At 67.1% G+C, this 25,956-nt stretch carries 22 protein-coding genes; 13 read left to right on the top strand and 9 right to left on the bottom strand.

Annotated elements, in window-relative coordinates; all coding sequences use genetic code 11:
• The first annotated feature begins 27 nt into the window (after positions 1-27).
• The 3 genes from rsmG (at position 28) to BM355_RS12285 (ending at position 4,628) form a co-directional block, all read left to right on the top strand.
• The gene (gene rsmG, locus BM355_RS12295) at positions 28-672 is read left to right on the top strand and encodes a 16S rRNA (guanine(527)-N(7))-methyltransferase RsmG (protein WP_425435634.1); all 645 of its coding nucleotides are present in this window, start codon (positions 28-30) and stop codon (positions 670-672) included.
• 167 nt (positions 673-839) lie between these two features.
• Entirely contained in the window at positions 840-1,739 is a 900-nt protein-coding gene (locus BM355_RS12290) for a ParA family protein (RefSeq protein ID WP_281247582.1), read from the top strand.
• A gap of 1,725 nt (positions 1,740-3,464) precedes the next feature.
• Entirely contained in the window at positions 3,465-4,628 is a 1,164-nt protein-coding gene (locus BM355_RS12285) for a ParB/RepB/Spo0J family partition protein (RefSeq protein ID WP_425435633.1), read from the top strand.
• 77 nt (positions 4,629-4,705) lie between these two features.
• Here BM355_RS12285 and trxA read toward each other — a convergent pair whose 3' ends face one another.
• The 5 genes from trxA to BM355_RS12260 all read right to left on the bottom strand — a co-directional run bounded on the left by trxA (position 4,706) and on the right by BM355_RS12260 (position 10,694).
• Positions 4,706-5,029: a thioredoxin gene (gene trxA / locus BM355_RS12280; protein WP_091699053.1), complete on the bottom strand. Its 324-nt coding sequence runs from the start codon at positions 5,027-5,029 to the stop codon at positions 4,706-4,708.
• A 44-nt stretch (positions 5,030-5,073) separates the two neighbouring features.
• A complete protein-coding gene (trxB, locus tag BM355_RS12275; RefSeq protein WP_091699051.1) occupies positions 5,074-6,081 on the bottom strand; it encodes a thioredoxin-disulfide reductase in 1,008 nt (335 codons plus the stop codon).
• 155 nt (positions 6,082-6,236) lie between these two features.
• Positions 6,237-8,138 carry a hypothetical protein gene (locus BM355_RS12270; RefSeq protein ID WP_143109499.1) on the bottom strand — a complete coding sequence of 634 codons (1,902 nt, stop codon included), beginning with the start codon at positions 8,136-8,138 and terminating at the stop codon, positions 6,237-6,239.
• Between the two features lie 169 nt (positions 8,139-8,307).
• Complete coding sequence (gene murJ, locus BM355_RS12265; RefSeq protein ID WP_245760803.1) at positions 8,308-10,083, bottom strand: murein biosynthesis integral membrane protein MurJ; 1,776 nt, start codon at positions 10,081-10,083, stop codon at positions 8,308-8,310.
• Entirely contained in the window at positions 10,080-10,694 is a 615-nt protein-coding gene (locus tag BM355_RS12260; RefSeq protein ID WP_091699047.1) for an NUDIX hydrolase, read from the bottom strand. The genes murJ and BM355_RS12260 overlap by 4 nt, the downstream gene beginning before the upstream one ends.
• A 99-nt stretch (positions 10,695-10,793) precedes the next feature.
• Between BM355_RS12260 and BM355_RS12255 the strand changes: the two genes are divergently transcribed.
• From BM355_RS12255 to BM355_RS12245, 3 genes are all read left to right on the top strand, one after another.
• Positions 10,794-12,365 (top strand): CCA tRNA nucleotidyltransferase, encoded by a 1,572-nt coding sequence (locus BM355_RS12255; RefSeq protein WP_091699045.1) that lies wholly within the window; start codon positions 10,794-10,796, stop codon positions 12,363-12,365.
• A gap of 124 nt (positions 12,366-12,489) precedes the next feature.
• Positions 12,490-14,328, top strand: a complete 1,839-nt coding sequence (locus BM355_RS12250) for a formate--tetrahydrofolate ligase (RefSeq protein ID WP_091699042.1) — start codon at positions 12,490-12,492, stop codon at positions 14,326-14,328.
• 314 nt (positions 14,329-14,642) lie between these two features.
• On the top strand, positions 14,643-15,344 hold the full coding sequence (locus BM355_RS12245) for a hypothetical protein (protein WP_143109498.1): 702 nt from the start codon (positions 14,643-14,645) through the stop codon (positions 15,342-15,344).
• A gap of 152 nt (positions 15,345-15,496) precedes the next feature.
• Here BM355_RS12245 and BM355_RS12240 read toward each other — a convergent pair whose 3' ends face one another.
• Complete coding sequence (locus tag BM355_RS12240; protein ID WP_091699037.1) at positions 15,497-16,597, bottom strand: inositol-3-phosphate synthase; 1,101 nt, start codon at positions 16,595-16,597, stop codon at positions 15,497-15,499.
• Positions 16,598-16,872: 275 nt separating this feature from the next.
• Here BM355_RS12240 and BM355_RS12235 point away from each other — a divergent pair, with 275 nt between their 5' ends.
• The 6 genes from BM355_RS12235 (at position 16,873) to rplI (ending at position 22,293) form a co-directional block, all read left to right on the top strand.
• Positions 16,873-18,522 (top strand): glycosyltransferase family 87 protein, encoded by a 1,650-nt coding sequence (locus tag BM355_RS12235; protein ID WP_143109497.1) that lies wholly within the window; start codon positions 16,873-16,875, stop codon positions 18,520-18,522.
• Positions 18,523-18,543: 21 nt separating this feature from the next.
• On the top strand, positions 18,544-20,001 hold the full coding sequence (locus BM355_RS12230; RefSeq protein ID WP_091699035.1) for a M18 family aminopeptidase: 1,458 nt from the start codon (positions 18,544-18,546) through the stop codon (positions 19,999-20,001).
• A gap of 392 nt (positions 20,002-20,393) precedes the next feature.
• Complete coding sequence (rpsF, locus tag BM355_RS12225) at positions 20,394-20,708, top strand: 30S ribosomal protein S6 (RefSeq protein ID WP_091699033.1); 315 nt, start codon at positions 20,394-20,396, stop codon at positions 20,706-20,708.
• A gap of 88 nt (positions 20,709-20,796) precedes the next feature.
• A complete protein-coding gene (locus tag BM355_RS12220; protein ID WP_091699030.1) occupies positions 20,797-21,369 on the top strand; it encodes a single-stranded DNA-binding protein in 573 nt (190 codons plus the stop codon).
• 188 nt (positions 21,370-21,557) lie between these two features.
• Complete coding sequence (gene rpsR / locus BM355_RS12215) at positions 21,558-21,797, top strand: 30S ribosomal protein S18 (RefSeq protein WP_091699027.1); 240 nt, start codon at positions 21,558-21,560, stop codon at positions 21,795-21,797.
• A gap of 28 nt (positions 21,798-21,825) precedes the next feature.
• A complete protein-coding gene (gene rplI / locus BM355_RS12210) occupies positions 21,826-22,293 on the top strand; it encodes a 50S ribosomal protein L9 (RefSeq protein ID WP_091699024.1) in 468 nt (155 codons plus the stop codon).
• 128 nt (positions 22,294-22,421) lie between these two features.
• On the opposite strand, the gene BM355_RS12205 is transcribed toward rplI, so the two are convergent.
• Entirely contained in the window at positions 22,422-23,411 is a 990-nt protein-coding gene (locus tag BM355_RS12205) for a succinylglutamate desuccinylase/aspartoacylase family protein (protein WP_091699021.1), read from the bottom strand.
• A 3-nt stretch (positions 23,412-23,414) separates the two neighbouring features.
• Positions 23,415-23,924, bottom strand: coding sequence for an ATP-dependent zinc protease family protein (locus BM355_RS12200; RefSeq protein ID WP_245760802.1), 510 nt, complete (start codon positions 23,922-23,924; stop codon positions 23,415-23,417).
• A gap of 26 nt (positions 23,925-23,950) precedes the next feature.
• Between BM355_RS12200 and rimK the strand changes: the two genes are divergently transcribed.
• Complete coding sequence (rimK, locus tag BM355_RS12195) at positions 23,951-25,195, top strand: 30S ribosomal protein S6--L-glutamate ligase (protein ID WP_091699017.1); 1,245 nt, start codon at positions 23,951-23,953, stop codon at positions 25,193-25,195.
• A gap of 3 nt (positions 25,196-25,198) precedes the next feature.
• Here the strand turns inward: rimK and BM355_RS12190 are convergent, their stop codons facing one another.
• Positions 25,199-25,636 carry a DUF1801 domain-containing protein gene (locus tag BM355_RS12190; RefSeq protein ID WP_091699014.1) on the bottom strand — a complete coding sequence of 146 codons (438 nt, stop codon included), beginning with the start codon at positions 25,634-25,636 and terminating at the stop codon, positions 25,199-25,201.
• Positions 25,637-25,956: the final 320 nt, after the last annotated feature.

The raw sequence follows: 25,956 nt of genomic DNA, 5'->3' as shown, positions 1-25,956 counted from the left end.
ATCCCCTCGGAGGACAGCGCACGCCCGGTGGAGATTCCTGCGCTGACCGGAGAGACGCGGAAGGCAGCTGAGACGATCTTCGGTGATCGTCTACCACTGGCTGAGCGGTTCGTGGAGCATCTGGCCACCACCGGCATCGAGTGGGGGCTGTTGGGTCCCCGCGAGGTCCCGCGTCTCTGGGAACGGCACGTGCTCAACTGTGCCGTGGTCGGAGATCTGCTGCCGGAGGGAGCTCTTGTGGCCGACGTCGGCTCCGGGGCAGGGCTGCCCGGTCTCGCTCTGGCCTTGGCCCGTCCTGACTGCACCTTCATCCTCATCGAACCGCTCGAGCGACGGGTCGCGTGGCTGGACATGGTGGTGGAGGACCTGGAGCTGGACAAGGTGGACGTGATCCGTGGCCGGTCCGAGCAGGTCTCTGAGAACCTGGATGTCGATGTGGTGACGGCCCGCGCTGTCTCCGCGTTGAAGACGCTGATCCCCCTGACAGTGCCCCTGGTCAAGGGTGAGGGTGAGCTGATCGCCATCAAGGGCCGCTCGGCCGCTGAGGAGATCACTGCGGCAGCCAAGGTCCTGAAGAAGTTCCGGATGACCACGCCGACGGTCGAGATCGTCGGTGAAGACCTGTTGGAAGAGCCGACCACGGTCGTGCGCGCGCCCATCCGTCGTCGCTGAGCGCACCGGTGACCGCCGCACTGATACAGCTGACTGACCCAGTAGTCTGAAGAGGCTGCCGAACACCACCAGCAGACTGCTGGTGGTGATCCGACATAGGGAGGATCTGTCCTGTGGAGCATGACTCGGACACCACGCCGACGGCTGAGACCGGTGAGTTCGGTGGAGTGTCGGTGAACGCCAGCACCCCGCTGGCTCGTGAGCTGGCTCAGGAGAATCGTCGACGCGAGAAGCTGCGCGGCAAGAGGCTTCCCCATCCTTCATCGACCCGCATCATCACTGTGTCGAATCAGAAGGGTGGTGTCGGCAAGACCACGACCACGGTGAACCTCTCCGCAGCGCTCGCCCGTGCTGGGATGAACGTGCTGGTGGTGGACATCGACCCTCAAGGCAACGCCTCCACTGCTCTGGCCATCCCGCACAGCTCTGAGGTGGACAGCATCTACGACGTGTTGATCGATGAGCTCCCCCTGGCGGAGGTCGTGCAGGACTGCCCTGATGTGGAGGGGCTGGTGGTGGCACCGGCCACCATCGATCTGGCCGGGGCGGAGATCGAGCTGGTCTCCTTGGTGGCTCGTGAGCAGCGGCTGTCCAGGGCGTTGAAGGAATACTTCGCTCACCGCGAGAAGCAGGGGATGCCGCGGATCGACTATGTCTTCATCGACTGTCCCCCGAGTCTGGGGTTGCTGACGGTGAACGCGTTCGTTGCCGCCGGTGAGGTCCTGATTCCCATTCAGACTGAGTACTACGCCCTCGAGGGTCTGTCTCAGCTGCTCAAGAACATCACCATGATCCAGAAGCACCTCAACTCTTCACTTGAGGTGTCAACCATTCTGTTGACGATGTACGACGGGCGTACCAACCTGGCATCTCAGGTCGCCGACGAGGTCCGGGAGCACTTCCCCGACCAGGTCCTCTCAGCTGTCATCCCCCGGAACATCCGTATCTCCGAGGCCCCCAGTTTCCAGCAGACCGTGCTGACCTATGATCCTCAGTCGGCAGGCGCTCTCTCCTACCGCGAAGCCGCTGCTGAGATTGCCGAGAAGGGCGCCGCGGCCGGTCGTTGATCCGGGCCTTCCGTGGGCTCAGATCAACGGATTTTGGGTGTCTCCATCATCCAGGCGCTGTGCTGAATGGATCGACCCTGGACCCATTGCAGACCTCGTCGGGTCTCGTGGCCGATTCCACAACGCTGGATCTTGGTGAGCGCGTCGCACGTCCGCAGTGACGGTATGCCCGTATGTCGGCAGGGCAGCTGTGACGTCCTCGTCGGCTACGGGTGGGTCGGGTCGGTGGGTGGCGGATCGTGGTCTTGTCGTCCACGTGGCCAGGTTCCTCTCCGGGCAGACGGCTTTCCACTGGGCGAAGCACCTGCCACTGTTGCCTGCCGATGGATGTCACCTCATCCGAGATTCCGCCGATCTCTCGGTTTCACGTGGAACGGCCGCCCGCGGTCTGATCTCGTCGAGTTAAGGCGCAGGGTTTTACGTGAAACGCGATACCGCAGTGTCTTTGTCGAGGGTTCTTCAGGCCCTATGGGTTCGAGACCAACGTATGGATTGATGCTCCGTTTCACGTGAAACACACGACCACAGCACTGCCGGCTTCAGGCGGTTCTCACACCGGGAGCGTAGTCCGTGATTGCCCGGCGATGGGTGAAGGCATCTGGGGTGATCAGCCCATTCGAACGAGCGGATGGTTGGAGAGGGCATCCTTGACGACCTAGTGAGGCCGGGGGCACACGGTGCTCTAGGGTCCTGCTGTCTCTCACGAGGACTGACGATAGGGTTTCACGTGAAACGGTCAGGCCAAAGCTTCACAACGTCGGTACATTGCCCTGACCCTGGTCGTCACCTTACGCATGACACTGATTGCGCGTGATGCCTCGTGTTCGAACAGCTCTCCAACATGAGGAGCCACCCGCTAGTGCTGAAGTACATTCCATGACACTCCATGTCTCGTTCAGTTTCACGTGAAACGGTACTCGCGTCCACTACACGACGCCGTTGTTCTGGCGCACTGCATCAGTGATGTCCCCTCACCTCCGAATGCACGCCTGATAGTGGAGGAGGAGATCTGTCGACCGCCTGACAGGAGTTCGGAGTGACGTGAGCGTGTTTCTCGTGAAACCGCCGAATGTGGCGATGTGTTCGTAGGGGCAGCAGATGACTTCGTTCAGAGCATCTGGTCGCCGCGGAGAACGGTCGACGAACGTGTGCAGGAAGCAGTGGAGTGTTCACTCAGTTGCCAGTCGCCTCTCCGTCGCCGGTCCAGCTTCCACCCGTTCCACGTGAAACATTCTCACCATGAGTACGAATGCTCTGACAGCATCCAAGGTGCTGGATGAGGGATGGAGACCGACAAGGCCAGCTGCTTCGAGCCCAGACTGCCTGCCTGCTGCGAGGAAGAACAATCACGGATACTACGTCGTCGACGAAGTCCAGAAGTGATCAGTGCTAGTTCCTTTCCTCAACCGAATAACACTGTCGCTCCGTATCAATGGGTGCAGTTTCACGTGAAACAGACGTAGACTGGAACAGTCGTTGATCGAAAGAGGAGTATCTGTGTCCGTGAAGAAGAATCGTCGTGGCCTGGGGCGTGGCCTCAGTGCCCTCATCCAGAACACGGAGGAAGCGACCCCGCCTCTCGAGGACGCTGACACGAGTGACGCCGGCGGCACGAAGCATACTCCGGAGACCTCTCCTGCTGACCCGACGCCCGAGCACGTTGAGGAGCAGGTCGAGGCAGTAGACGAGCATCCAGGAGCGCCTGAGGGGTCCACTCAAGCTGAGGTGCATGAGGTCGCTTCGCGATACTTGAAGCAGGGCCAGTCGGGAGCAACGAATGTTCCACGTGAAACGAGACGGCCGGTGGACGTGTTCTTCCCGGAGCGGGTTGATGGCGATTCCCGAAGTGGACAGCAACGGACCACAGCTGCCGAAGGGACCAAGTCCAGAGGACGGCGATCAGTTCCCGACATCAGCATCCCCCGGAACAGGACCTCTGCGGCTGCGGACGCCCTGCTCTCCGGGGGCCGCAAGACGAACAGGAACACTGAAAAGGTTGATGTTGACGAGGGCGCGACGTCGTCAACGAGCAGAGACACTGTCGGATCGGGTCAGGGCGGGGTTCTACCGGATGGTTCGGAGCTCCGCTCTCTCCCGGTCGGCGACATTCATCCGAATCCGCGACAGCCACGCGAGGTCTTCGACGAGGACGACATGGATGAGCTGGTCGCCTCCATCAGGGAGGTCGGCCTACTTCAGCCTGTCGTCGTCAGACCTGTCCCAGGAGATAACCCTTACGAACTGGTCATGGGCGAGCGCCGTTGGCGGGCCTCCCAGAAGGCCGGCCTTCAGGAGATTCCGGCGATCATCCGGCACACCTCGGATGAGGATCTGTTGCGAGATGCACTCCTGGAGAACCTTCACCGCAGCCAGCTCAATCCCCTGGAAGAGGCAGCCGCCTACCAACAGCTGTTGGAGGATTTCGACTGCACGCAGGATGAGCTCTCTGCCCGCATCGGTCGTTCTCGGCCGCAGATCTCCAACACTCTGCGCCTGATGAAGCTGCCCCCCTTGGTCCAGCGCAGGGTTGCGTCTGGAGTCCTGTCTGCGGGGCACGCTCGGGCACTGCTGTCCCTGACCGACCCGGCAGAGATGGAACGTCTGGCCCAGAAGATCGTGTCTGAAGGGCTCTCGGTCCGTGCCACGGAGGAGATGGTGGCGATGGAGAGTGGCCTCCGTCAGCCGAAGACCCCTCAGCGTGCTCGGTCCACTCAGCGGCATGAGCGTCTGGACTACTGGGCGAACTCCTTGACGGACGAATTGGACACCACGGTCAAGATCACGCTCGGTGCACGGAAGGGCAAGATCGCCATCGACTTCGCCTCGGTGGAGGATCTGCACAGGATCATGGGGCTGATCCAGCCCTCGAGCCGAGACAGCCAGGACTGACCTCAGACCACGCAGAGAAGGGACCGCTCCGGAGAGCGGTCCCTTCTGCTGTGGAGATCCTGGTCTGGATCAGATGATCAGGCCAGGTACTGGGCGAACTCGGACTCCAGGGCCTGCTGTGGCTTCGCGCCGATGGAGGTGGCGACCTTCTCTCCGCCCTGGAACACCAGGACGGCGGGGATGCTGGTGATGCCGTAGGTGGAGGCGGTCTGAGGATTGTCATCCACATTCAGCTTGGCCACGGTGATCTTCTCGGCGTGCTCCTCGGACATCTTCTCCAGGACAGGTCCCAGCATGCGGCAGGGGCCGCACCACTCGGCCCAGAAATCGACCAGGACGGGCTTGTCCGAGTTCAGGACCTTCTCCTGGAAGTCCTGATCGGTGACGTTGATGGTGCTCATGGTTCCTCCTGTGGAGATGGGGTGCTGATGCCGGTGTGGCGTGGTCAGTGGGCGACGGTCTCCTGGGCCGGATCCGGGACGACGCCCGCAGATTCGGCGTCCTGGAGATCAGCCAGGTAGTGCTCCACATCCTGGGCGGCGATGCAGCCGGAGCCAGCCGCCGTGATGGCCTGACGGTAGGTGGAGTCGGTGACATCACCGGCGGCGAAGACACCGGGGATGGACGTGCGGGAGCTCGGGTGCTCGATGCGGATGGTTCCCTCATCGGTGAGCTCGACCTGGTCCTTGACCAGGTCGGTGCGCGGGTCGTTGCCGATGGCGACGAACAGGCCGGTGACCTCCAACGAGGACTCCTCGCCGGTGACCAGATCCTTCAGGTGGACGGTCTTGAGCTTGTCCTCCCCGTCCAGGGAGGTCACAGCAGAGTTCCATCGGAAGGTGATCTTGGGGTGCTCCAGCGCGCGGTCGGCCATGATCTTGGAGGCACGCAACGAGTCTCGGCGGTGGATGACCGTGACCTGGTCGGCGAACTTGGTCAGGAACAGGGCCTCCTCCATGGCGGAGTCACCGCCGCCGACGACGGCGATGTTCTGGTCCTTGAAGAAGAAGCCGTCGCAGGTGGCGCACCAGCTGACTCCGTGCCCGGAGAACCGCTTCTCCCCGTCCACGCCCAGCTCGCGGTAGGCGGATCCCGTGGCCAGGATGACTGCTCGCGCGTGGTGCACGGTGCCGTCGCCGAGCACGATGCGCTTGGGCTGAGCCTCCAGGTCCACCTCGGTGACGTCCTCATAGCGCACGTCGGCGCCGAAGCGGCTGGCCTGCTGCTCCAGGTTCCCCATCAGCTCGGGGCCCATGATCCCTTCGGGGAAGCCCGGGAAGTTCTCCACGTCCGTGGTGTTCATCAGCTCGCCGCCGGCCGTCACCGAACCGGCGAAGACGATGGGGCTCAGATTGGCCCGGGCCGTGTAGATGGCGGCCGTGTAGCCGGCCGGGCCGGAGCCGATGATGACGACGTCATGGACATCAGGGGTGGCGGGAGAAGCCTCGGTCACAGCAGTTCCTTCGGGGTCGGGGACACGGCGAGGGCGGACTGGCCTCGCACAGTGCTCTCACTGGGAGGGAACAGCCCGCCGTCGGGTTGTATTCCACCACTGAATCGGCAGGGCGAATCCTGCATGACCTGCCGGCTGGATGGACGACGTGGAGATCAGTTGACCTGGACCTCAGCCACACGCAGTCCATACGGCAAGGTCCCCGTGCCATTGGCCAGACGCGGCAGCTCCGTGAAGTTGATGAAGACGTACTGTCCCTCAGCAGGACCGCCGTCCTGGGTGATCGGGATGCTGATCTGCGGTCCGGTGAAGGAGCCCTCGGCGATCTGTGTGGCCTCGGAGATGTCTTCGCTCGGCCCCACCAGGACCGAGAAGGACCCGCCCGAACCGCTGTTCTGGGTGATCGCCAGCTCATTCACGGCGCTGGGCTCCTCCAGCTCGACCACGAGCGCCATGGAGGTGGCGTACCCGCCGAAGGTCGGCTGAGCGAAGGAGTAGGTCTGCCAGGCCGTGGCCGGGTTGCCGTCGATGGCGTTGGGCAGCGTGGAGTCGGTGTCCGCGCTGAGGGTCGGCGAGTCCGGAACGAATCGGCTCACACCGGCGATGGCCGGGGCGGGCAGATCGGAGGTCGGTGCCTCCTCGGAAGAAGTGGGGGTGGGCGACTCCTCGCTCTGTGTGGGCTGATCGGTGGGCCCCGCCGTGGGCGAGAGGTTGCTGCCCAGGAGGTTGAAGGCGATGATCCCTGCCAGCACGAGCAGCAGGGCCAGGATGCCAGCCATCAGCCACCGTGCGGCACCGGGCCGATCCCGGTCCTCGTCATCGGCGTACTGGTAGTCCTCATCCGTGTCCTGAACCGGGGCGACGGGCCGGTCAGGCTGCTCCCCGCTGTGCTCGGGGCCGGAGTCCTCCACCGTCTGGGCATCCTGCTCGGCAGAACGTTCCGAGGAGGAGCCCCCACGCAGGAAGTCGCCCCAGGACGCACGCGAAGACCCGGCTCCCGCGGCAGCGGCCCCTGCGGCCAGCGCGGTCCCACCGGCAGCGAGCCCGACACCGTCCTCCGTGGGGCGCTGGGCACGGTCCGTGGTCTGGTCCTCGTCCGGATCCGGGTCTGAGCTGACCTCAGGTGCACCGTGGACGGCTGGCGCCTCCGGCGCAGGGTCGATCACCGACTCGTCGAAGGAGTCGTCCTCGGCCTGCCGGTCCGGCTCAGCGGCCAGACCACCGTCCTCGGCGGACTCGGGTGCGGCCTCCGGTTCGTCCTCCCACACGGTCACCTTGTCCGAGTGGTCCTTCTGGCGGGGCAGCTCGGCGTCCTGGTCCGGCGTGTCCGGCTCGGTCTGCTGGGCGTGCTCGTCCTCGGCGGCAGCGTCGATGTCATCCTCGACCTGCTCCGGCAGTGGGAACTCCTCGTCGTAGCGCCGCTGCGTGGCACCCGAGGCGAGCGGGTGCTCTCCGGTGACCGAGCCGTCGTCGGGAGAGGACGTGGAGGCGGCAGCAGCCGCGGTCCCCGCTCCGGCGGCGCCGGCCCCGGCCGCGCCGTCAGCGGTGCCGAGCCGACGGTTGAGCTGCTCGGAGATGCGATTGAGGAACTTGGGACGACGCTGGGATGTCTCCTCCTGGGCGACCGGAGCGTCCAGGTCCGAGTAGTAGTCGTCGTCGTCCTCGTAGACCTGCGGTTCATAGGTCCGGGACTCCCCGAAGAGCTCAGAGCCCAGGGTGTCCGTGTAGAAGGGCTCCACATAGACCTGCTGGGCCTGAGCGAGATCGAGCATCTCCTGGGTGCGCGAGTCCCCGCTGGCGATCAGGTAGGTGCGGCCGTCGCTCAGACCCAGGTCCAGGACCTGGATCTCCCCGGTCCGTTCCCCCGTGGCCAGTTCGCGGGCCGAGGTGGCCACCTGAGCAGCGTGCTGGGCAGAGGCCACGAGGATGGTGACATCGCGATTCAGGACCTGGTCGCGGCCCTCCAGGACCATGTCCTGATCCGCTGAGGTGACCACATGTCCAGTGACCCGGTAGCGGCCTCCGAGTACGGTCCCCTCTTCAATGGGCTGCGGCACGATGCTCCTCCAGTGGGTGGCCCGGGCTGGGCCCATGCGCTGGTGCTGGCACAGGGCGGCTGACCCGGGAGTACGGTCGGGTCCATGCTACGGCGCAGGGACCTTGAGGTGGCCGGTGAACCGCCGACACGCCTGAGGGGCACCGCAGAAATCTGCGGCGACGAGGGCCTCAGCGGCCAGAGAGTGCTGGCACGCGCCGCAGGAGCGGCCCCAGGAAGGACATCAGCTCCGGCAGCCGGATCAGCCGCAGGATGACCAGGTACACCACCAGCATGACCAGCCCGACGACGGCGCAGGTCACCACGGCGGTGAGGATGGAGGTCCACGCGAATCCGTTGGAGAATCCGCCCATCAGCCACAGCACAGCCCCGCCGGCCACCCCTGAGACGAGGGCCACCAGGCCGGTGCGGACGTAGGTGTCCACCACCTGACCGAAGCCGTAGTCCCCGAAGTGACGCACCACCAGGGTGTGGGTGATGGCGAACTGCACCACGTGGAAGACGGTGAAGATGCTGACCATCAGGTAGGCCAAGGACCAGTTCGGCAGCATCAGGGAGGCCACGTAGGCCAGGATCAGGCTGATGCCGGCGATCAGGACCTGGATGATCATGGGCATCCGGGCGTTCTCCGCGGCGTAGAACACCCGGGTCAGATAGATGTGGGCGGACCGGAAGGGCATGCCCAGGGCCAGCAGGACCAGCAGCTGGCCGATGGCCACGCCCGAGGCGGTGGCGGTGGAGGCCGAGCTGGCGAAGATCCGGCCCATGGGACCGGCCAGGACCAGGACGACCACCAGCGCGAACATCATGGGCACGGCAAACGTGCGCAGCCCCTGGCTGGTGGTGCGCCGGGCGGAGTCCAGGTCCCCGTTGTCCATGGCCCGGGCCAGCTGGTTGAACAGCACCGTGGCCACCGAGAGCACGAACACCGAGTGCGGCAGCACGGTGATCAGCTGGGCGGTGTTCAGGGCGTACAGGCCGGGGATGGCCGCCTCCGCCATGGCGGTGGACGCCTCAGGCCCGGGAGTCTCACCGGCGGACCGGGCCGCCGTGGCCCCCGTGACGAGCCGGTTCAGGGCCAGGTTCACCACATTGCCGACCACCATGGTGATCAGGGTGTACCCCGCCAGCCGCCCCGTGGAGCGCAGCCCCATGCCCTTCCAGCCGAACTTCGGGCGCAGCCCCAGGCCCAGGCGCTTGAGCGGCCCGAACAGCACCAGCGCCTGCAGGACCACCCCGAGGGTGTGCCCGCCGGCCAGGATCACGGTCTGCTGGGTGGACCACTCGGTGAGCTGGTCCTGCCCGGCGGCGTACCGACCGAACATGACCAGGTAGGTGGCGATCACGGCGATCGCCACGATGTTGTTCACCACCGGGGCCCACATGTAGGCGCCGAAGCGTCCGTGGGCGTTGAGCACCTGGCCGATCACCGCGTACAGCCCGTAGAACAGGATCTGCGGCAGCGTCCACAGGGCGAATGCGGTGCCCAGGGCGAGCATGCCGGGCGTCCAGTCCTTGGTCAGCACGCTCATCAGCGGTGCGGCGCACAGGGTGATCACCACGGTGAACCCCAGCATCACCAGGGCGGCCAGGGTGACCAGCCGTGAGGTGTAGTCCGCTCCCCGGTCCGGTGCCTTGGCGGCCTTGATCAGCTGCGGGACCAGCACCACGTTGAACACGCCGCCGGCCAGCAGCATGTAGATGATGTTCGGGATGGTGTTGGCCGACTCGAAGATGTCCGCCACGAGCGCGGTGGAGCCGATGGCCACGGCCAACAGGGCGTTGCGCACGAATCCGAGCACCCGGGAGATGAGCGTGCCGGCGGCCATGATCGCGCTGGCCTTGGCGGTGGCCTTCGCGGAGTGGTTCCCGGGATCGTACTGTTCGGTGGCGCGTTCAGCAGTACCGGGTCCGTCCTGCCGACCCGTGGAGGAGGTGGCGGTCACCGCGAGGTGCCCTGGCCGTCGTCTGGAAAGGCCTCCAGGTGGTCCGGCAGGACCTGGCGGGCCAAGTCCACGATCCGGCGCTCGTTGGGGAAGGAGAGCTTGGCGTTGAGGCGATCCAGCTCGACCCAGGCGACGTCCACGGCCTCGTGGTCAGGATCGTTCTCCGTGGTGAGTTCGCCGCCGGTGGCCTGGAGCAGGAAGTGGTGCACGGTCTTGTGCACGCGATGGCTGGTCACGGTGAACCAGTAGTCGATGGAGCCCAGCGGGGCCAGGATCTCCCCGGCGATGCCGGTCTCCTCCTCCACCTCGCGTACGGCCGCTTCCTCGTGGTTCTCCTCACCCTCCGGATGGCCCTTGGGCAGGCACCACTCCAGCCGTCCGCCGCGGTTGTACCGGGCGATGATGGCGACCTCCAGACGGCTGTTCTGGCGGCGGATCACCAGGCCTCCGGCCGAGACCTCCTCCACCGTGGGAAGAGAGCTGTGCTGGCCGGACCCATGGTCACCTGAGCCGCCGTTCGGGCCGTTCTGGTCAGGCCGACGCGGCACACGACGACCCACCGCGGCGGTGAGTGGCGTGCGCTTGGGAGCGCTGGGAACGGGCCTGGACATGCGTTCCACTCTAGCGGTCTGCCTTCAGAGTTCCTGGGGAGCGACCGGGGCGCGCGTGCCACACGCGGAGGGGTCCGGATCTGGCACTCTGGTTACACCATGAGCAACCCCTCCCCGTCTGACCCCTCGGACCGCGCCGCCCAGACCTCTGCAGGCGGGGGCGGATCCGCGTCCACCGTCGCCCTGCCCGCCGGCTTCCCCTCCGGTGCGCGGCTGCCTGCCGTGGTCCTGGAGCTGGGCGAGCTCTTCGCCGCCGCCGGACATGAGCTCTCCCTGGTGGGCGGACCGGTGCGCGACCTGTTCCTGGGGCGGGTCTCCCCGGACCTGGACTTCACCACGGACGCCGACCCGGACACCACGCTGCGGATCGGCAAGAAGTGGGCGGAGGCGCACTGGGACATCGGGAAGAAGTTCGGGACGATCGGCTTCTCGAAAGGCGGCTGGCAGCTGGAGGTCACCACCTACCGTGCGGAGAAGTATGACCCGGAGTCTCGCAAGCCGCAGGTGGCGTTCGGCGACTCCCTCGAGGACGATCTGCTGCGCCGGGACTTCACGGTCAACGCCATGGCCCTGCGGCTTCCCGGGATGGAGCTGGTGGATCCGTTCGGCGGGGTGAAGGACCTGGCCGCTGGGCGGCTGCGCACCCCCGGCACTCCGGAGGACTCCTTCTCGGACGACCCCCTGCGCATGATGCGCGCCGCCCGGTTCGCCTCCCAGTTGGGCGTGGGTGTGGACGAGTCAGTGGTCACTGCCATGACGGCCATGTCCGACCGCATCACCATCATCTCCGCCGAGCGGGTGCGCGACGAGCTGGTCAAGCTGATCAACGGCGCCGATCCCCGCGCCGGCCTGACCCTGCTGGTGGACACCGGCCTGGCCGAGCACGTGCTGCCCGAGCTGCCGGCCCTGAAGCTGGAGACGGACGAGCACCACCGCCACAAGGACGTGTACGAGCACTCCCTGATGGTGCTGGAGCAGGCCATGGGCCATGAATACGAGCGGGCAGAAACAGAGGCAGAGGCAGGGCCCGACGACGGCCCCGCACCCCAGCCGCGGGCCGGCGCCTATGTGCCCCGTCCGGACTTCATCCTGCGCTTCGCCGCGCTCATGCACGATGTGGGCAAGCCCGCCACGCGCCGCTTCGAGCCCAGCGGCGCCGTCTCCTTCCGCCACCATGACGCCGTGGGCGCCAAGCTGACCCGGCAGCGGATGCGTGCACTGCGGTTCGACAAGGACACCATCAAGGCCGTGGCCCGGCTGGTGGAGCTGCACATGCGGTTCTACGGGTATGGGGACGCCGGATGGACGGACTCGGCCGTGCGCCGGTACGTCAACGACGCCGGGGACCTGCTGCCGCGGCTGCACGCGCTGACCCGATCGGATGTGACCACCCGCAACCGCCGCAAGGCCGAACGGCTGGCCCACGCCTACGACGACCTGGAGCGGCGGATCGTGGAGATCGCCGAGCAGGAGGAGCTCAACGCGGTCCGTCCGGACCTGGACGGCACTCAGGTGATGGAGATCCTGGGCATCCGCCCGGGTCCCGTGGTCGGCCGCGCGTACAAGCACCTGCTGGAATGGCGGCTGGACGAGGGCCCGCATGAGGAGGACGTGGCCCGCGCCGAGCTGCTGCGCTGGTGGGCCGAGCAGCCCGAGAGCTCTGCCGAGTAGGGCCTGACCCCGAGCCCTCTTCATCTGCAGGTCAGTTATCACCGGCACGACCCGTCGGATCGGGGTATGCCGGTGATAACTGACCTGCAGTTGCGTAGGGGTGGTCAGGTGGGAGGATCGGGGCATGACTCCTGCGCTCACTGATGCCCAGATCTCCGCCGCCGCCACGCTGAAGCCGATCGCCGTCGTCGGGAAGGATGCCGGAATCCCGGACGAGGCGCTCATCCCGTATGGACGCAGCATGGCCAAGGTGGAGGTGCGCGCGCTGCCGCAGCAGGCGGGGCGGAACGGCCGGGTGGTGCTGGTCACCGGGATCAGCCCGACGCCGGCCGGTGAGGGCAAGACCACCGTCACCGTGGGCCTGGTGGACGGGATGAATGTGCTGGCCGGGCGCGAGGACGCACCTGCGCAGGTGGCCGGGTCGGTCACGATGGCGGCGTTGCGTGAGCCTTCGCTCGGCCCGGTGTTCGGCAAGAAGGGTGGGGCGACCGGCGGCGGGCATGCCCAGGTGGCGCCCATGGAGCAGATCAACCTGCACTTCACCGGGGACTTCCATGCGATCACCTCGGCGCACAATCTGCTGTGCGCGCTGATCGACAACCACATCCATCAGGGCAACGAGCTGGGGATCGATCCGCGCACCATCACCGTCAAGCGGGCCCTGGATGTCAACGACCGCTCGCTGCGGCACACGGTGATCGGACTCGGCGGCAAAGCCCAGGGCGTGCCGCGGGAGAACGGCTTCGAGATCACCGTGGCCACCGAGACCATGGCGGTGTTCTGCCTGGCGCGGGACCTGACCGACCTGAAGGAACGGCTGGGACGGATCACCGTGGGACAGACGTTCGGTGGTGAACCGGTGACCGCGGGGATGATCGGGCCGAACGGGGCGCAGGGTGCCATGGCGGTGCTGCTCAAGGACGCGCTGAACCCGAACCTGGTGCAGACGCTGGGCGGATCGGCGGCGCTGGTGCACGGCGGGCCGTTCGCCAACATCGCCCACGGCTGCAACTCCGTGATGGCCACCCGCACGGCACAGCGCCTGGCGGACTGGGTGGTGACCGAGGCCGGCTTCGGGGCGGACCTGGGCGGGGAGAAGTTCATGGACATCACCGCCCCGGCCGGCGGGTTCGAACCCGCGGTGTCCGTGGTGGTGGCGACGGTACGGGCACTGAAGCTGCAGGGCGGGATGACGCTGGCTGAGGTGCAGGCCGGGGCTGATGCCGCGGTGTCCGCCGGAGATGCTGGGGCCGCGGAACGGCACCTGCAGGCACTCGAAGCGGGCGTGGTGAACCTGCAGCGGCATGTGGAGAACATGCGCCGGTTCGGGGTGCCCGTGGTGGTGGCGGTGAACCGCTTCGGTCAGGACACGGATGCCGAGCTGGCGTGGCTGCGCGGGTGGTGCGAGCATCACGAGATTCCCGTGGCTGTGGCGGATGTGTGGGCGCAGGGCGGCAAGGGTGCGGTGGAGCTGGCCCGGCGGGTGGTCGAGGTGGTGGAGCAGGCCGAGGCGGTGCGCGCGGAGGCTGAGGCCCGGATGGCTGATGCAGCCGCCCTGCTGACCACGGAGGATCCCCACGAGGTGCCCGGGTGGGCGCCCCTGTACCCCGCTGACCTGCCGGTGGCGCACAAGATTGAGACGATCGTGGAGCAGATCTACCGGGGCGCTCGGGTGGAGTACGCCCCGCTGGCTCGCCGACAGCTGGCCGAACTGGAGGCCGCCGGACTGGACCGATTGCCGGTCTGCATGGCGAAGACCCCGTACTCCTTCTCGGACGACCCGTCGGTGCTGGGCGCACCTCAGGGGTTCACGGTGACCGTGCGCGAAGTGGTCGCCCGGACGGGCGCTGGGTTCGTGGTGGTGCTCACCGGCAACGTGATGACCATGCCCGGCCTACCGGCCAGCCCGGCCGCCGATCAGATGGACGTCGGAGTGGACGGAACGGTCACCGGGCTGTTCTGAGTGACTGGACGGTCACGATGCGATGAACACCGTGTGACGTGGGCCGATGCTCATTCGGCTGTCGAGGGGCTCGACATCAGCGTCAACACGCCGATTCGGGTCTGTCTGGACACGATTGCTCGAGGATTGCACTATTACAACCTCGATTGACTCACTCTGAACCGTGTGTGATCGGGTTTCCTACGTTTCAGGATGGTGCCGTTCGGGTTCTGTCGGAGGGGTTCTGTGCAGGTCTCGCCCGGACACGTGTGCCTCCCCCCGCGCACGGCCACCACATCCCATCGTGTGCACCCCCATACGGCAAGGACCGTCTCTTGTCTTCCCGATCTTTCCCGACGTCGTCGTCCCCGTCCCGCCGCACCATCGTCAAAGGTGCCGCCTGGTCAGTTCCCGTCATCATGACCGCCGCTGCCGCGCCGGCGTTCGCCGCGTCACGGAACAGCTGCCGCACCGCCTACCTGGACTGGGGCACCGCCACCTCCACCAAGTTGACCAACGGCACGGTCTACACCATCACCGGCACCCAGACGGTCTACGCGCAGGTGACGTACACGGAGTCTGCCGGCGCCTACAGCACCAGTTCCAACAGCACTGCGAACTATCAGCTGAGAATCGGGAAGCGTGCGTTCGGTGAGGTGGGTCAGTCGTGGGGACGGATCACCGTGAGTGAGTACGGCATCGCGACCACAGGTGGGTACAACGACCTGATCCTGAACCAGAAGTCCGGCTCCGGTGCCACGACGGTCACCATCAAGTTCTTCAGTGACGCCGCCCTGACCAGCCCGTACAACGGAACATCAACATTGGCCAACGTCGCTGGCTCCGGGACCCTTGCCGCTCCGTGGTATTTCCCCACGTCCCTCACCAACACCAGCCGGAACCAGGTGGGGGGCAATCTGCGGACTCGGTTCTCTCATCCGGTCAGCTCCGTGACGGTGACCTACGGCAGCAGCTCCTCGATGTCCGGCCCTCAGGGCGCTGGCCTGGGCCGACTCACCATGTGTGTGAGGCACTGAGCCCCACGGCATGACGAAGACCCGGAGCCCCACAGGGGTCCGGGTCTTCTCTCGTCTGCACACCAAACGACGACGGCCGGTGACGATTCACGCGAATCGTCACCGGCCGTCGTCGGGAACTACTAGGTCCTGCTGCCGCTGAAGCTGGAGCCTCAGCGCTCGATGTCGCCGCGGATGAAGGCCTCGACGAGCTCGTGGGCGTCGTCGTCGTGGTGCTGCACCGGCGGGGACTTCATGAAGTAGGAGGAGGCCGAGAGGATCGGGCCGCCGACGCCGCGGTCCAGGGCGATCTTGGCGGCGCGCACGGCGTCGATGATCACGCCGGCTGAGTTCGGGGAGTCCCAGACCTCGAGCTTGTACTCCAGGGAGACGGGGGCATCGCCGAAGTTGCGGCCCTCCAGGCGCACGAAGGCCCACTTACGGTCGTCCAGCCAGGCCACGTAGTCCGAGGGCCCGATGTGCACGTCCTTCTCACCGAGTTCGGCCGAGGTGTTGGAGGTGACGGCCTGGGTCTTGGAGATCTTCTTGGACTCCAGGCGCTCGCGCTCGAGCATGTTCTTGAAGTCCATGTTGCCGCCGACGTTCAGCTGGTACGTGCGGTCCAGGGTCACGCCGCGGTCCTCGAACAGCTTGGCCATCACGCGGTGGGTGATGGTGGCGCCGATCTGGGACTTGATGTCATCCCCGACGATCGGCACGCCGGCCTCGGTGAACTTGTCCGCCCACTCCTTGGTCCCGGCGATGAATACCGGCAGGGCGTTGACGAAGGCGACCTTGGCGTCGATGGCGGCCTGTGCGTAGAACTTGTCCGCCTCCTCCGAACCGACCGGCAGGTAGGAGACCAGCACGTCCACCTGGGCGTCCTTCAGGGCCTGCACCACATCCACGGGCTCGGCGTCGGACTCCTCGATGGTCTCGCGGTAGTACTTGCCCAGGCCGTCCAGGGTGGGGCCGCGCAGCACCTTCACACCGGTCTGCGGGACGTCGGCGATCTTGATGGTGTTGTTCTCCGAGGCGAGGATCGCGTCAGCCAGGTCCAGTCCGACCTTCTTGGCGTCCACATCGAACCCGGCCACGAACTCCAGGTCGGAGACGTGGTAGTCGCCGAACTGCACGTGCATCAGGCCCGGAACGGTGTCCTCCGGGGAGGCGTTGCGGTAGTACTCCACACCCTGGATGAGGGAGGTCGCGCAGTTGCCTACGCCCGCAATGGCCACTCGAATCTTCTGGGACACCGATACTCCTTGGTTCATGATCAGCTGCAGTTGCGCATCGCGCGGTCGCGCTGGCCGGCAGACGCCCCCCTGGCGCGCTCGAACACCGCCGACACGGCGGAGGCATGAAGAGGGCGTTGCGCCGGACTCGGCACAACCCGATCCACTTTACGCCGGATGACGCATGAGGACCGTACTGATGTCCAACCCGGTGGTCTGCCCTGCTATTCCCGCGCGTTGAGGAGGTGACGCGACCTCCGGCGTCTCCGGCCGTCGTCGGGACCGGTCAGGGTCCCAGCCCCTAGGCTGGAGCCATGAGCCAGCCGTCACCCAGCGCGGTGCGCCCTGAGGGGACCCCTGAGAGACATCCCGACGGCGGCGCCCCCCTTCCCGTGTCCCTCCCGTCCCGCACGGACGGGCTGGTGCGCCGCCTCAGTGAGGGGCTGGGCGGGCCGATGGGCCGCCACACGGTGCCGGGCCGGGTCGGCGGGGGATTCTGGACCCCGATGCGGATCCTGATCCTGCTCACCACCCTCTCCGCCGTGGTCGCGGTGCTGCTGAAGTCCCCGTGCCGAATGGGCGGCTGGGGGGCACCGAACGTCTACTACGCCGGCTGCTATTCGGACTGGGCCGCCCTCTACTCCGCACGCGGCTTCGCCGAGAACGCCTTCGCGCCGTTCGCCGCGGGCGCCAGCTTCGAGTACCCGGTGCTGATGTCCGTGGTCGCCTCGCTGGCCGCGGTGGTGGCCCAGAGCCTGCCCGGGCACGACCTCAACCCCTCCCTGGCCTACTGGGACGTGAACTTCCTGTTCACCGCGGTGCTGTGGATCATCACCGTGGTGGTCACCGCTCGCACCGCCGGGCGCAGGATTTGGGACGCGGCCATGGTGGCCGTGGCCCCGGGCATCATCCTGGCCGGCTCCATCAACTGGGACCTCTGGGCCGTGGCCCTGCTGGCAGTGGGCATGTGGCTCTTCGCCGGGCGCCGACCCCTGCTGGCCGGCATCCTGTTCGGCCTGGGTGCGGCCATGAAGCTCTATCCGCTCCTGATCCTCGGTGCGCTGCTGATCCTGGCGGTGCGGACCCTGCGTTTCGCCCCGTTCCTGTGGGCGCTCGCGGGCACGGCCGGTGCATGGCTGGCAGTCAACATCCCCCTGATGGTGGGCAACGTCGAGGCGTGGAAGGTCTTCTTCACCTTCTCCGGCGAACGGGGTCCCGGACTGTCCAGTGTCTGGCACGCCTGGAACGTGACCATGGGCCAGATCGGCGGACCCCAGATCCCGGACGGACGCCTCTCCCTGCTCGCCTACGGCGCGTTCTTCCTGTGCTGCTGCGCCATCTTCGTCCTGGGCGTGCTCTGCCGGGACCGGCCCCGGGTGGCCCAGCTGACGTTCCTGATCGTGGCCGCGTTCGTGCTCACCAACAAGGTCTACTCCCCGCAGTTCGTGGTCTGGCTGATCCCGCTGGCCGCGCTTGCCGTCCCCCGCTGGCGGGACTTCCTGATCTGGCAGTTCTTCGAGGTCCTGCACTTCTGGGCGATCTGGATGTACCTGGCCAAAGGCGCCTCCGGGTCCATGTCCCAGCACTCCATGGACGACACCGTCTATGTGCTCGCAGTCCTGGCCCACATGCTCGCCACCGCCTACCTGATGTTCCGGGTGGTGGAGCAGATGCTGCAGCCCGCGCATGACCCCGTGCGCGCCTCCCTGCCCGGCGGGCAGGTCTGGAGGCTGCGCGGACTGGAGGCCCCGGAGCGGCGGGAGGTGGCCGCCCGGCGGCTGGCGGGCGTGGGCGTGGACCCGGCTGAGGTGGACCGGGTCGCCTTGGATGACCCCACGGGCGGACACTACGACGGCGCCGCAGACCGAGCCCCCTGGCTGGCGGTGGGTGCTGGGTCGGCTGACCGTCCGGAACCGGTGGCCCCAGCTGCACCGGGGCGCCGTTACGACTCGTCTGGGAGCTGAGCCCGCCGTACGGTAGTGACCATGACCACTGCCGATCGCGCCGCTGACTCCACCGCACACTCCACGGCTTCTTCCGGTTCGGGCTCTGGCTCGGGCTCTGCTGCCACGCTCGAGGACCGCCCCCATCTGGCGGACCTGGCCGACTTCGTGATGGCCAGCCCCTCCAGCTACCACGCCGCCGCGGAGACCGCTCGGCGGCTCGAGGCCGCGGGCTACACCCGCCTGGACGAGCGTGAGGAATTCCCGTCTGCCCCGGGTGGATACGTGATCGTGCGGGACGGCGCCGTGCTGGCCTGGCGCATCCCGGAGGGTGCGGCGGAAGGTGAGGGGCCGTCGTCGGGAACGGCCCCGGTGTTCCGCATCCTGGGCGCCCATACCGATTCGCCCACCTTCAAGCTCAAGCCCCACCCCACCTCCGCGCGGGACGGCTGGCTGCAGGCCGGCGTGGAGATCTACGGCGGGCCGCTGCTGAACTCGTGGCTGGACCGCGAGCTGCGCTTCGCCGGACGCCTGGTCACCCAGGACGGGACCGAGCACCTGGTGGCCACCGGGCCCATGGCGCGCATCCCGCAGCTGGCCATCCACCTGGACCGTGAGGTGAACTCCGGACTGACCCTGGACCGGCAGAAGCACATGCTGCCGATCTGGGGTGCGCTGACCGAGGGCGGCGTCGGCGGGGTCGAGACGGAGGGCGCCGGCCCGCGGGACATCCTGGCGGTCCTCGCGGGGCTGGCCGGCGTGGACGCCGAGCAGGTCCGCGGCGTGGATGTGGTCATGGCCGACTCCCAGCGCCCGGCACTGTTCGGGGCCTCCGGCGAGTTCTTCGCCTCCGGACGGCTGGACAACCTCTCCTCCGTGCACGCCGGGCTGGTGGCCATGGAGCAGGCCGGTCAGGGTGAGGGGCCGCGCGTGGCGCAGGGTGTGGCCGGTGAGGCTGCCGGTGCCCCGGTGATCCCGGTGCTGGCCGCGTTCGACCATGAGGAGCTGGGTTCGGCCTCCCGGTCGGGTGCAGCCGGGCCCGTGCTGGAGGACGTGCTGCGGCGCGTGCTGGACGCCCTGGGTGTGAGTGGTCAGGGGGTGGCCCGGTCCTTCAACGGGTCCTGGCTGCTCTCGGCCGATGCCGGCCACCTGGTGCACCCCAACTACGCCGAGCGGCACGACCCGGTGAACCACCCGCGCGTGAACGCCGGACCGCTGCTGAAGATCAACGCCAACCAGCGGTACTCCACCGACGCCCCGGGCATGGCCGCCTTCGCCCGCTGGTGCGCGGACGCCGGAGTGCCGTTCCAGGAGTTCGTCTCCAACAACGCCATGCCGTGCGGCTCCACGATCGGGCCGATCTCCGCCACCCGGCTGGGCATCCGGACCGTGGACGTGGGCATCGGGCTGCTCTCCATGCACTCGGCACGCGAGATGTGCGGTGTGGAGGATCTGGAGCACCTCACCGGCGCCGTGCGGTCCTTCTTCGCCGGGGTGTGACGGGGCCGGGGTTGCCGCACCGTGGATCTGGGTCGCACTTGTCGTCGAGGATCCGTTCCCTGATGCAGGATCTGTCCCTCTGCGGGCGGATTCTGGACAAGACGTGCAACTCACCGGCTGATCACGGCAAGGGATGCATCAGGGACCAGGTCGGGACTGGCCTCCCTGGGCTTCCTGGCCTCTCTGGGCGCATGCGTGGCCATGAGCCGGTCGAGGATGAGCTCTGTGTCCACAGGCACGTTCCGTCCGATGGGGCGGCTCGGGTACGATGGGTGAGGTTTTCTGCGTGCCGTCACCTGGCGGTCTCCTCCGGGAGCATGGCGCAGGACCACTGCACAGAACCTCCTGTCACGGAGAGACCGTGACCATTAGTCCGAAGGAGGTGGGTTCGCATGCGTGCATATGAACTGATGGTGCTGATTGATCCCGACGTGGATGAGCGCACCGTTGAACCGACCGTGAAGAAGTACCTGGAGGTCGTCACCAAGGACGGCGGCTCCGTGGAGAACGTGGACATCTGGGGCCGGCGTCGCCTGGCCTACGAGATCCAGAAGAAGGCAGAGGCCATCTACGTGGTCGTCAACTTCACCTCCACCCCGGAGACCTCCAAGGAGCTGGATCGTCAGCTCTCGCTGAACGAGACCATCCTGCGCACCAAGATCATCCGCCCGGAAGAGCAGAAGATCTCCGCTGCCGCAGCTGAGTGATCGTCCACTCCCTGAACACCTGCCACACCCGCTGACGCTGACCAGCTGAAGCACACCAGAGACACAGCACGGAGCACAGGAGGCACCCATGGCTGGAGAGACCGTCATCACGGTGGTCGGAAACCTCACCAACGACCCGGAGCTGCGGTTCACGCCGTCCGGATCTGCGGTGGCCAACTTCACCATCGCCTCGACCCCTCGCACGTTCGACCGTCAGTCGAACGAGTGGAAGGACGGGGAGACCCTGTTCCTGCGTGCCTCGATCTGGCGCGAGGCAGCCGAGAACGTGGCCGAGACGCTGACCAAGGGCACCCGCGTGGTGGCCCAGGGTCGGCTCAAGGCCCGCAGCTACGAGACCCGTGAGGGTGAGAAGCGCACCTCGTACGAGCTGGACGTCGACGAGATCGGCCCCTCGCTCCGTTACGCCACGGCCAAGGTCACCAAGTCCAACCGCTCCGGCGGTGGAGGCGGCGGCTTCGGCGGTGGCCAGCAGGGCGGCGGCTTCGGCGGCGGCCAGGGTGGTCAGGGAGGCTACTCCCAGGGTGGCGGAGGCAACTCCGGCAACGACTGGGGTGGCGGCGCAGGCTCGAACGACCCGTGGGGCGGCTCGCCGTCCGCGGGGTCCTGGGACACCCCGGGCAGCAACGAGCCTCCGTTCTGATCCAGCACTGCATCCCGTTCTGAACTGAACACACGGCCGAAGGTGCCCTTGAGGCACCCACCGGCCGGACGTCGTCGGGAACCGTTTCCCGTATGACACCCCCAGCAGACGGCACCGGACGGTGACCGACTGCGATCCCATCCCGCAGAACCGTTCTGCGGGCTCCCGAATCACGAAGGAGCACCACGATGGCGAAGGCTGAAATCCGCAAGCCCAAACCAAAGTCCAACCCGCTGAAGGCCGCTGACATCACCGTCATCGACTACAAGGACGTTGCACTGCTGCGCAAGTTCATCTCGGACCGCGGCAAGATCCGTGCCCGTCGCGTCACCGGCGTGACCGTGCAGGAGCAGCGCAAGATCGCCCAGGCCATCAAGAACGCCCGCGAAGTGGCCCTGCTGCCCTACGCCGGCGCTGGCCGCGGCTGATCGAGCGAGTCGAGGAAGGAAGATACAGATGGCAAAGCTCATCCTGACCCAGGAAGTGACCGGTCTGGGCTCGGCTGGCGACGTCGTTGACGTCAAGAACGGCTACGCCCGCAACTACCTGCTGCCCCGTGGCTACGCCACCCTGTGGACCAAGGGAGGGGAGAAGCAGGTGGAGTCCATCCGGGCCGCCCGCGAGACCCGCGCCGTGAAGTCCCTGGAAGAGGCTCAGGCACTGTCCGCCAAGCTGCAGTCCACCCCGGTGAAGCTGGAGGTGACCGCCGGTGAAGGTGGTCGCCTGTTCGGCGCCATCAAGGCTGCTGACGTCGCCGACGCTGTGGAGGCCGCCGGCCTGGGCAGCATCGACAAGCGCACCGTGACCCTGCCGCAGAACATCAAGTCCGTGGGCAGCTACCAGGCCCACGTGCGTCTGCACGAGGACGTCGTGTCTGTGGTCGACCTGCAGGTCGTGCCGGAGAAGACCAAGAAGAAGAAGTGACCTCGCGCTGATCTGATCAGCTCGAACGCTTCACCCACAGGGGCGGGGACCATCACGGTCCCCGCCCCTGTGCTGTGTCTGGGGGTGTGCCCGAGGCGGCAGAGCGTGTGGGCCCAGGTGCCCTGTGCTCAGCCGTCCTGGGCGATGTGGACGAGTGCGTCACCGCGGTGGACCAGGGGTGCCTCGGCCCGGCCGATCACGATTCCCGGCCGGTCGGCCTTCACGGTGGCCTGCCGGCGTCCGAAGGAGTCGTAGAGGGCACCCAGTCGGTCGCCCACGGCCACCGTCTGACCCAGAGGCACATCCAGCTGCAGCAGGCCGTCCCGGCGCGCCCTGACCCAGCCTGAGGTCCAGCAGACGGCACTGGGCTGCTCCGGTGGAGACGGTGCCTGCTCGGCGGGGATCATCTCCAGCGCGGCCAGCACCCGCAGGACGCCCTCCACCCCGGGCTGGATGGCCCACTCGTCGAACCGCCAGGCCTCCCCGCCCTCGTAGAGCAGCACACGGGCACCGGCCTCGCGGGCGGCCCAGCGCAGGGAGCCGTCCCGCAGCCTGGCGTGGTTGAGCACGGGGGCTGCGAAGGCCTCGGCCAGGAACCGGGTCTGCGGGTCCTCCAGGTCGCACCGGATCTGGGGCAGGTTGGTGCGGCGGTCGGCGGCGGTGTGCAGGTCGATCCCCACATCACATCGGGAGACCACCTCGGTCATCAGCAGGTGGGCGATCCGTCCGGCCAGCGGCCCGCGTGCCGAGCCTGGGAAGCTGCGGTTCAGGTCCCGCCGGTCTGGCAGGTACCGGTCCCCGGTCATCACGCCGATCACGTTCACGATCGGCACGGCGATCAGCGTCCCGCGGATCTGCTTCGGGTCCAGCAGGCCCATCACCCGTCGGACCACCTCGATCCCCACGACCTCATCGCCGTGGATGGCCGCGGACACCCACACGGTGGGACCCTCCTCACGGCCGTGCAGCACGTGGACGGGCAGGGAGACCTCGGCCCCGGTGACGAGCCGGGAGATCGGCAGGGAGACCTCCTTGCGGGACCCGGCACGGACCTTGACCGGTCCCAGGGCGAAGGAGGGACGGGCCCGACGACGTCCGGCACCTTCTCGAGTCTCCATCCCTCAGCCTCTGCCCCAGTTGCGGCGGCGGACCTCCCGCGGCGGGCGGCCACCGAGGTAGGAGGCGGCAGGGTCCACGAGGAACCCCTGGGCCAGGGCCTCGCGTCCGATGAGCATGCGGAAGCCCATCTCGTCCCGGTCGGTCAGGGTGATCTCGGCCAGGATTTCCCGCCCGACCAGGGAGATCGGCATCTGCACGACGATGCGGTCCTCCTCATGACCGGAGGAGGAGCGGATGGAGCGGCGGTCATGCACGGGCAGCTCGAGGGTGACCTCGTCCTCCGGGGTGGCCTGCCAGGGGTGGATGGTGAACCGCACCCAGTCGTGGCCGTCGCGGTCGACGGTGCGCAGATCGAAGGCGTGCAGGGAGGAGGTCTTGGCGCCGGTGTCCACCTTGGCCTTGATCCAGGGCACCGGAGCCGTGGGCAGGGCGACCCACTCCCTCCACCCCACGTGGGTGGAGGCCGGGTGGGTGTGGGATGACCCGGGAGTGTGGTGATATTGCTCTGGCACGTCCCCCATCTTGTCAGGAAGAGACCATGAAGCTGGCCATCCTCTCCCGTTCGCCACGGGCCTACTCCACGCAGCGACTGCGCACTGCCGCCCTGGACCGCGGTCACCAGGTCAAGGTGCTGGACACCCTGCGGTTCGGGATCGACCTGTCCACCGAGGAGCCGGACCTGCGCTTCCGCGGAAAACCGCTGTCCACCTACGACGCCGTGCTGCCGCGCATCGGTGCCTCCGTCACCTACTTCGGGACTGCCGTGGTGCGCCAGTTCGAGCAGATGGACGTCTACACGCCCAACACCGCCAACGGGATCATGAACTCCCGGGACAAGCTGCGCGCCACCCAGATCCTCTCCCGGCACAGCATCGGGATGCCGGCCACCGTGTTCGTGCGCAACCGGGCGGAGGTCTCCAGTGCGATCGACATGGTGGGCGGTGCGCCCGTGGTCATCAAGCTGCTGGAGGGCACCCAGGGGATCGGGGTGATCCTGGCTCCCACGAAGAAGGTGGCCGAGGCGATCATCGAGACCCTGCACGGCACCAATCAGCAGGTGCTGATCCAGAAGTTCGTCAAGGAGTCCAAGGGCAAGGACGTGCGTGCCCTGGTGGTGGGCGACCGGGTGGTGGCCGCCATGCGCCGCACCGCCCAGGGTGACGAGTTCCGCTCCAACGTCCACCGTGGCGGGACCGTGGAGAAGGTGGACCTGGACCCGGAGTACGCCGATGTGGCTGTGCGGGCGGCCCACATCATGGGTCTGCGCGTGGCCGGTGTGGACATGCTGGAAGGCGCCGATGGCCCCCTGGTGATGGAGGTCAACTCCTCTCCGGGACTGGAGGGCATCGAGGCGGCCACCAAGCTGGACGTGGCCGGGGCGATCGTGGACTTCATCGCCGACCAGGCCGGATTCCCGGACATCGACGTGCGCCAGCGCCTGGCCGTCTCCACCGGATACGGGGTGGCGGAGATCGCCGTGATGTCCGGCTCCGAGATGGTGGGCAAGGCCCTGAAGGACTCCGGGCTGCCGGAGAAGGACGTCCAGGTGCTCACCCTGCACCGTGGCACCAAGGTGGTGCCCAACCCGTCCGCGTCCAAGGTGCTCGAGGACGGCGACCGGCTGCTGTGCTTCGGCCGCCTGGAGAACATGCGCTCGCTGATCCCGGCACGCTCCCGCCGTCCCAAGCGCGTGCGGAAGCTGCCCAAGACGCCCATTGTGGAACTGCCGGCCGAGGACTCAGGTGCCGCGCCGTCGTCGGGAGAGAATCCGGAGGAGAAGTAGGACTCAGCCCTGGTCCAGGTGGTCCTTGGTGTACCGATAGGCGGTCTGGACGAGCTGTTCGAGCACGTCCAGGTCCACGTCGGACAGCTTGTTGATGTAGAGGCAGGCCACGCTGGTGCGGTGCTTGCCCAGGCGGGCCAGCAGGTCGGCCTGGTCGGGGTGGTCTGAGAGGACGTAGAGGGTCAGGTTGGCCTTGCGAGGGGAGAACCCGACGGCGGGTGCGTCGCCCTGCCGGCCCGAGTCGTAGACGTAGTGGTACTGCCCGAATCCGATGATGCTGGGTCCCCACATCACCGGTTCCTCACCCGTGACCCGCGTGAACATCTCCAGCAGCGTCTCGGCGTCGGATCGACGCACGGGGTGCTCCACGCCGGCGACGAACTCCTCCACCGGGACTGCAGTGGGCTGGGTCTTGTTGGCGGAGCTCGCAGACGCAGACATGGATTCATTCTCGCTGTCCGGCGGGGGTTGTCCAGCAGAGATTCTGAAGTCTCGTGAGGGGGTCTCGGGTTCAGGGGTGACCGGCGGGGCCGAACTGCGCCGGTGGTGCAGGTGGACGGGGCTGGATGAGCGGTGTGGGGATGGACAACGCCTCACACATAACCCGTGGAGTACCTGTGGATAACTTTGAAGAGAGTGGGTGCGGAGTTGCGCTGTCCACGGGTGTGGTGTTAGTAACTCCCCGCGAAATCCCCAAGGAAAAATCTTTCTGTCCACAGGTGGAAAGTCAGATACTGCCTAGTCAACCAGGGGTAGTGCGC

It is taken from the genome of Micrococcus terreus, assembly GCF_900116905.1.
In the GTDB taxonomy this organism is placed as follows: domain Bacteria; phylum Actinomycetota; class Actinomycetes; order Actinomycetales; family Micrococcaceae; genus Citricoccus; species Citricoccus terreus.
The sequence above is the reverse complement of the archived record's forward strand: the minus strand, read 5'-3'. Positions and strand labels throughout refer to the sequence as shown.

Coding starts and splice junctions, on each gene's coding strand:
- trxA (WP_091699053.1), bottom strand. CDS start 5,029: ATGAGCACCATCAACGTCACCGATCAGGACTTCCAGGAGAAGGTCCTG.
- BM355_RS12260 (WP_091699047.1), bottom strand. CDS start 10,694: ATGTCCAGGCCCGTTCCCAGCGCTCCCAAGCGCACGCCACTCACCGCC.
- BM355_RS12255 (WP_091699045.1), top strand. CDS start 10,794: ATGAGCAACCCCTCCCCGTCTGACCCCTCGGACCGCGCCGCCCAGACC.
- BM355_RS12250 (WP_091699042.1), top strand. CDS start 12,490: ATGACTCCTGCGCTCACTGATGCCCAGATCTCCGCCGCCGCCACGCTG.
- BM355_RS12240 (WP_091699037.1), bottom strand. CDS start 16,597: ATGAACCAAGGAGTATCGGTGTCCCAGAAGATTCGAGTGGCCATTGCG.
- BM355_RS12235 (WP_143109497.1), top strand. CDS start 16,873: ATGAGCCAGCCGTCACCCAGCGCGGTGCGCCCTGAGGGGACCCCTGAG.
- BM355_RS12230 (WP_091699035.1), top strand. CDS start 18,544: ATGACCACTGCCGATCGCGCCGCTGACTCCACCGCACACTCCACGGCT.
- rpsF (WP_091699033.1), top strand. CDS start 20,394: ATGCGTGCATATGAACTGATGGTGCTGATTGATCCCGACGTGGATGAG.
- BM355_RS12220 (WP_091699030.1), top strand. CDS start 20,797: ATGGCTGGAGAGACCGTCATCACGGTGGTCGGAAACCTCACCAACGAC.
- rpsR (WP_091699027.1), top strand. CDS start 21,558: ATGGCGAAGGCTGAAATCCGCAAGCCCAAACCAAAGTCCAACCCGCTG.
- rplI (WP_091699024.1), top strand. CDS start 21,826: ATGGCAAAGCTCATCCTGACCCAGGAAGTGACCGGTCTGGGCTCGGCT.
- BM355_RS12205 (WP_091699021.1), bottom strand. CDS start 23,411: ATGGAGACTCGAGAAGGTGCCGGACGTCGTCGGGCCCGTCCCTCCTTC.
- rimK (WP_091699017.1), top strand. CDS start 23,951: ATGAAGCTGGCCATCCTCTCCCGTTCGCCACGGGCCTACTCCACGCAG.
- BM355_RS12190 (WP_091699014.1), bottom strand. CDS start 25,636: ATGTCTGCGTCTGCGAGCTCCGCCAACAAGACCCAGCCCACTGCAGTC.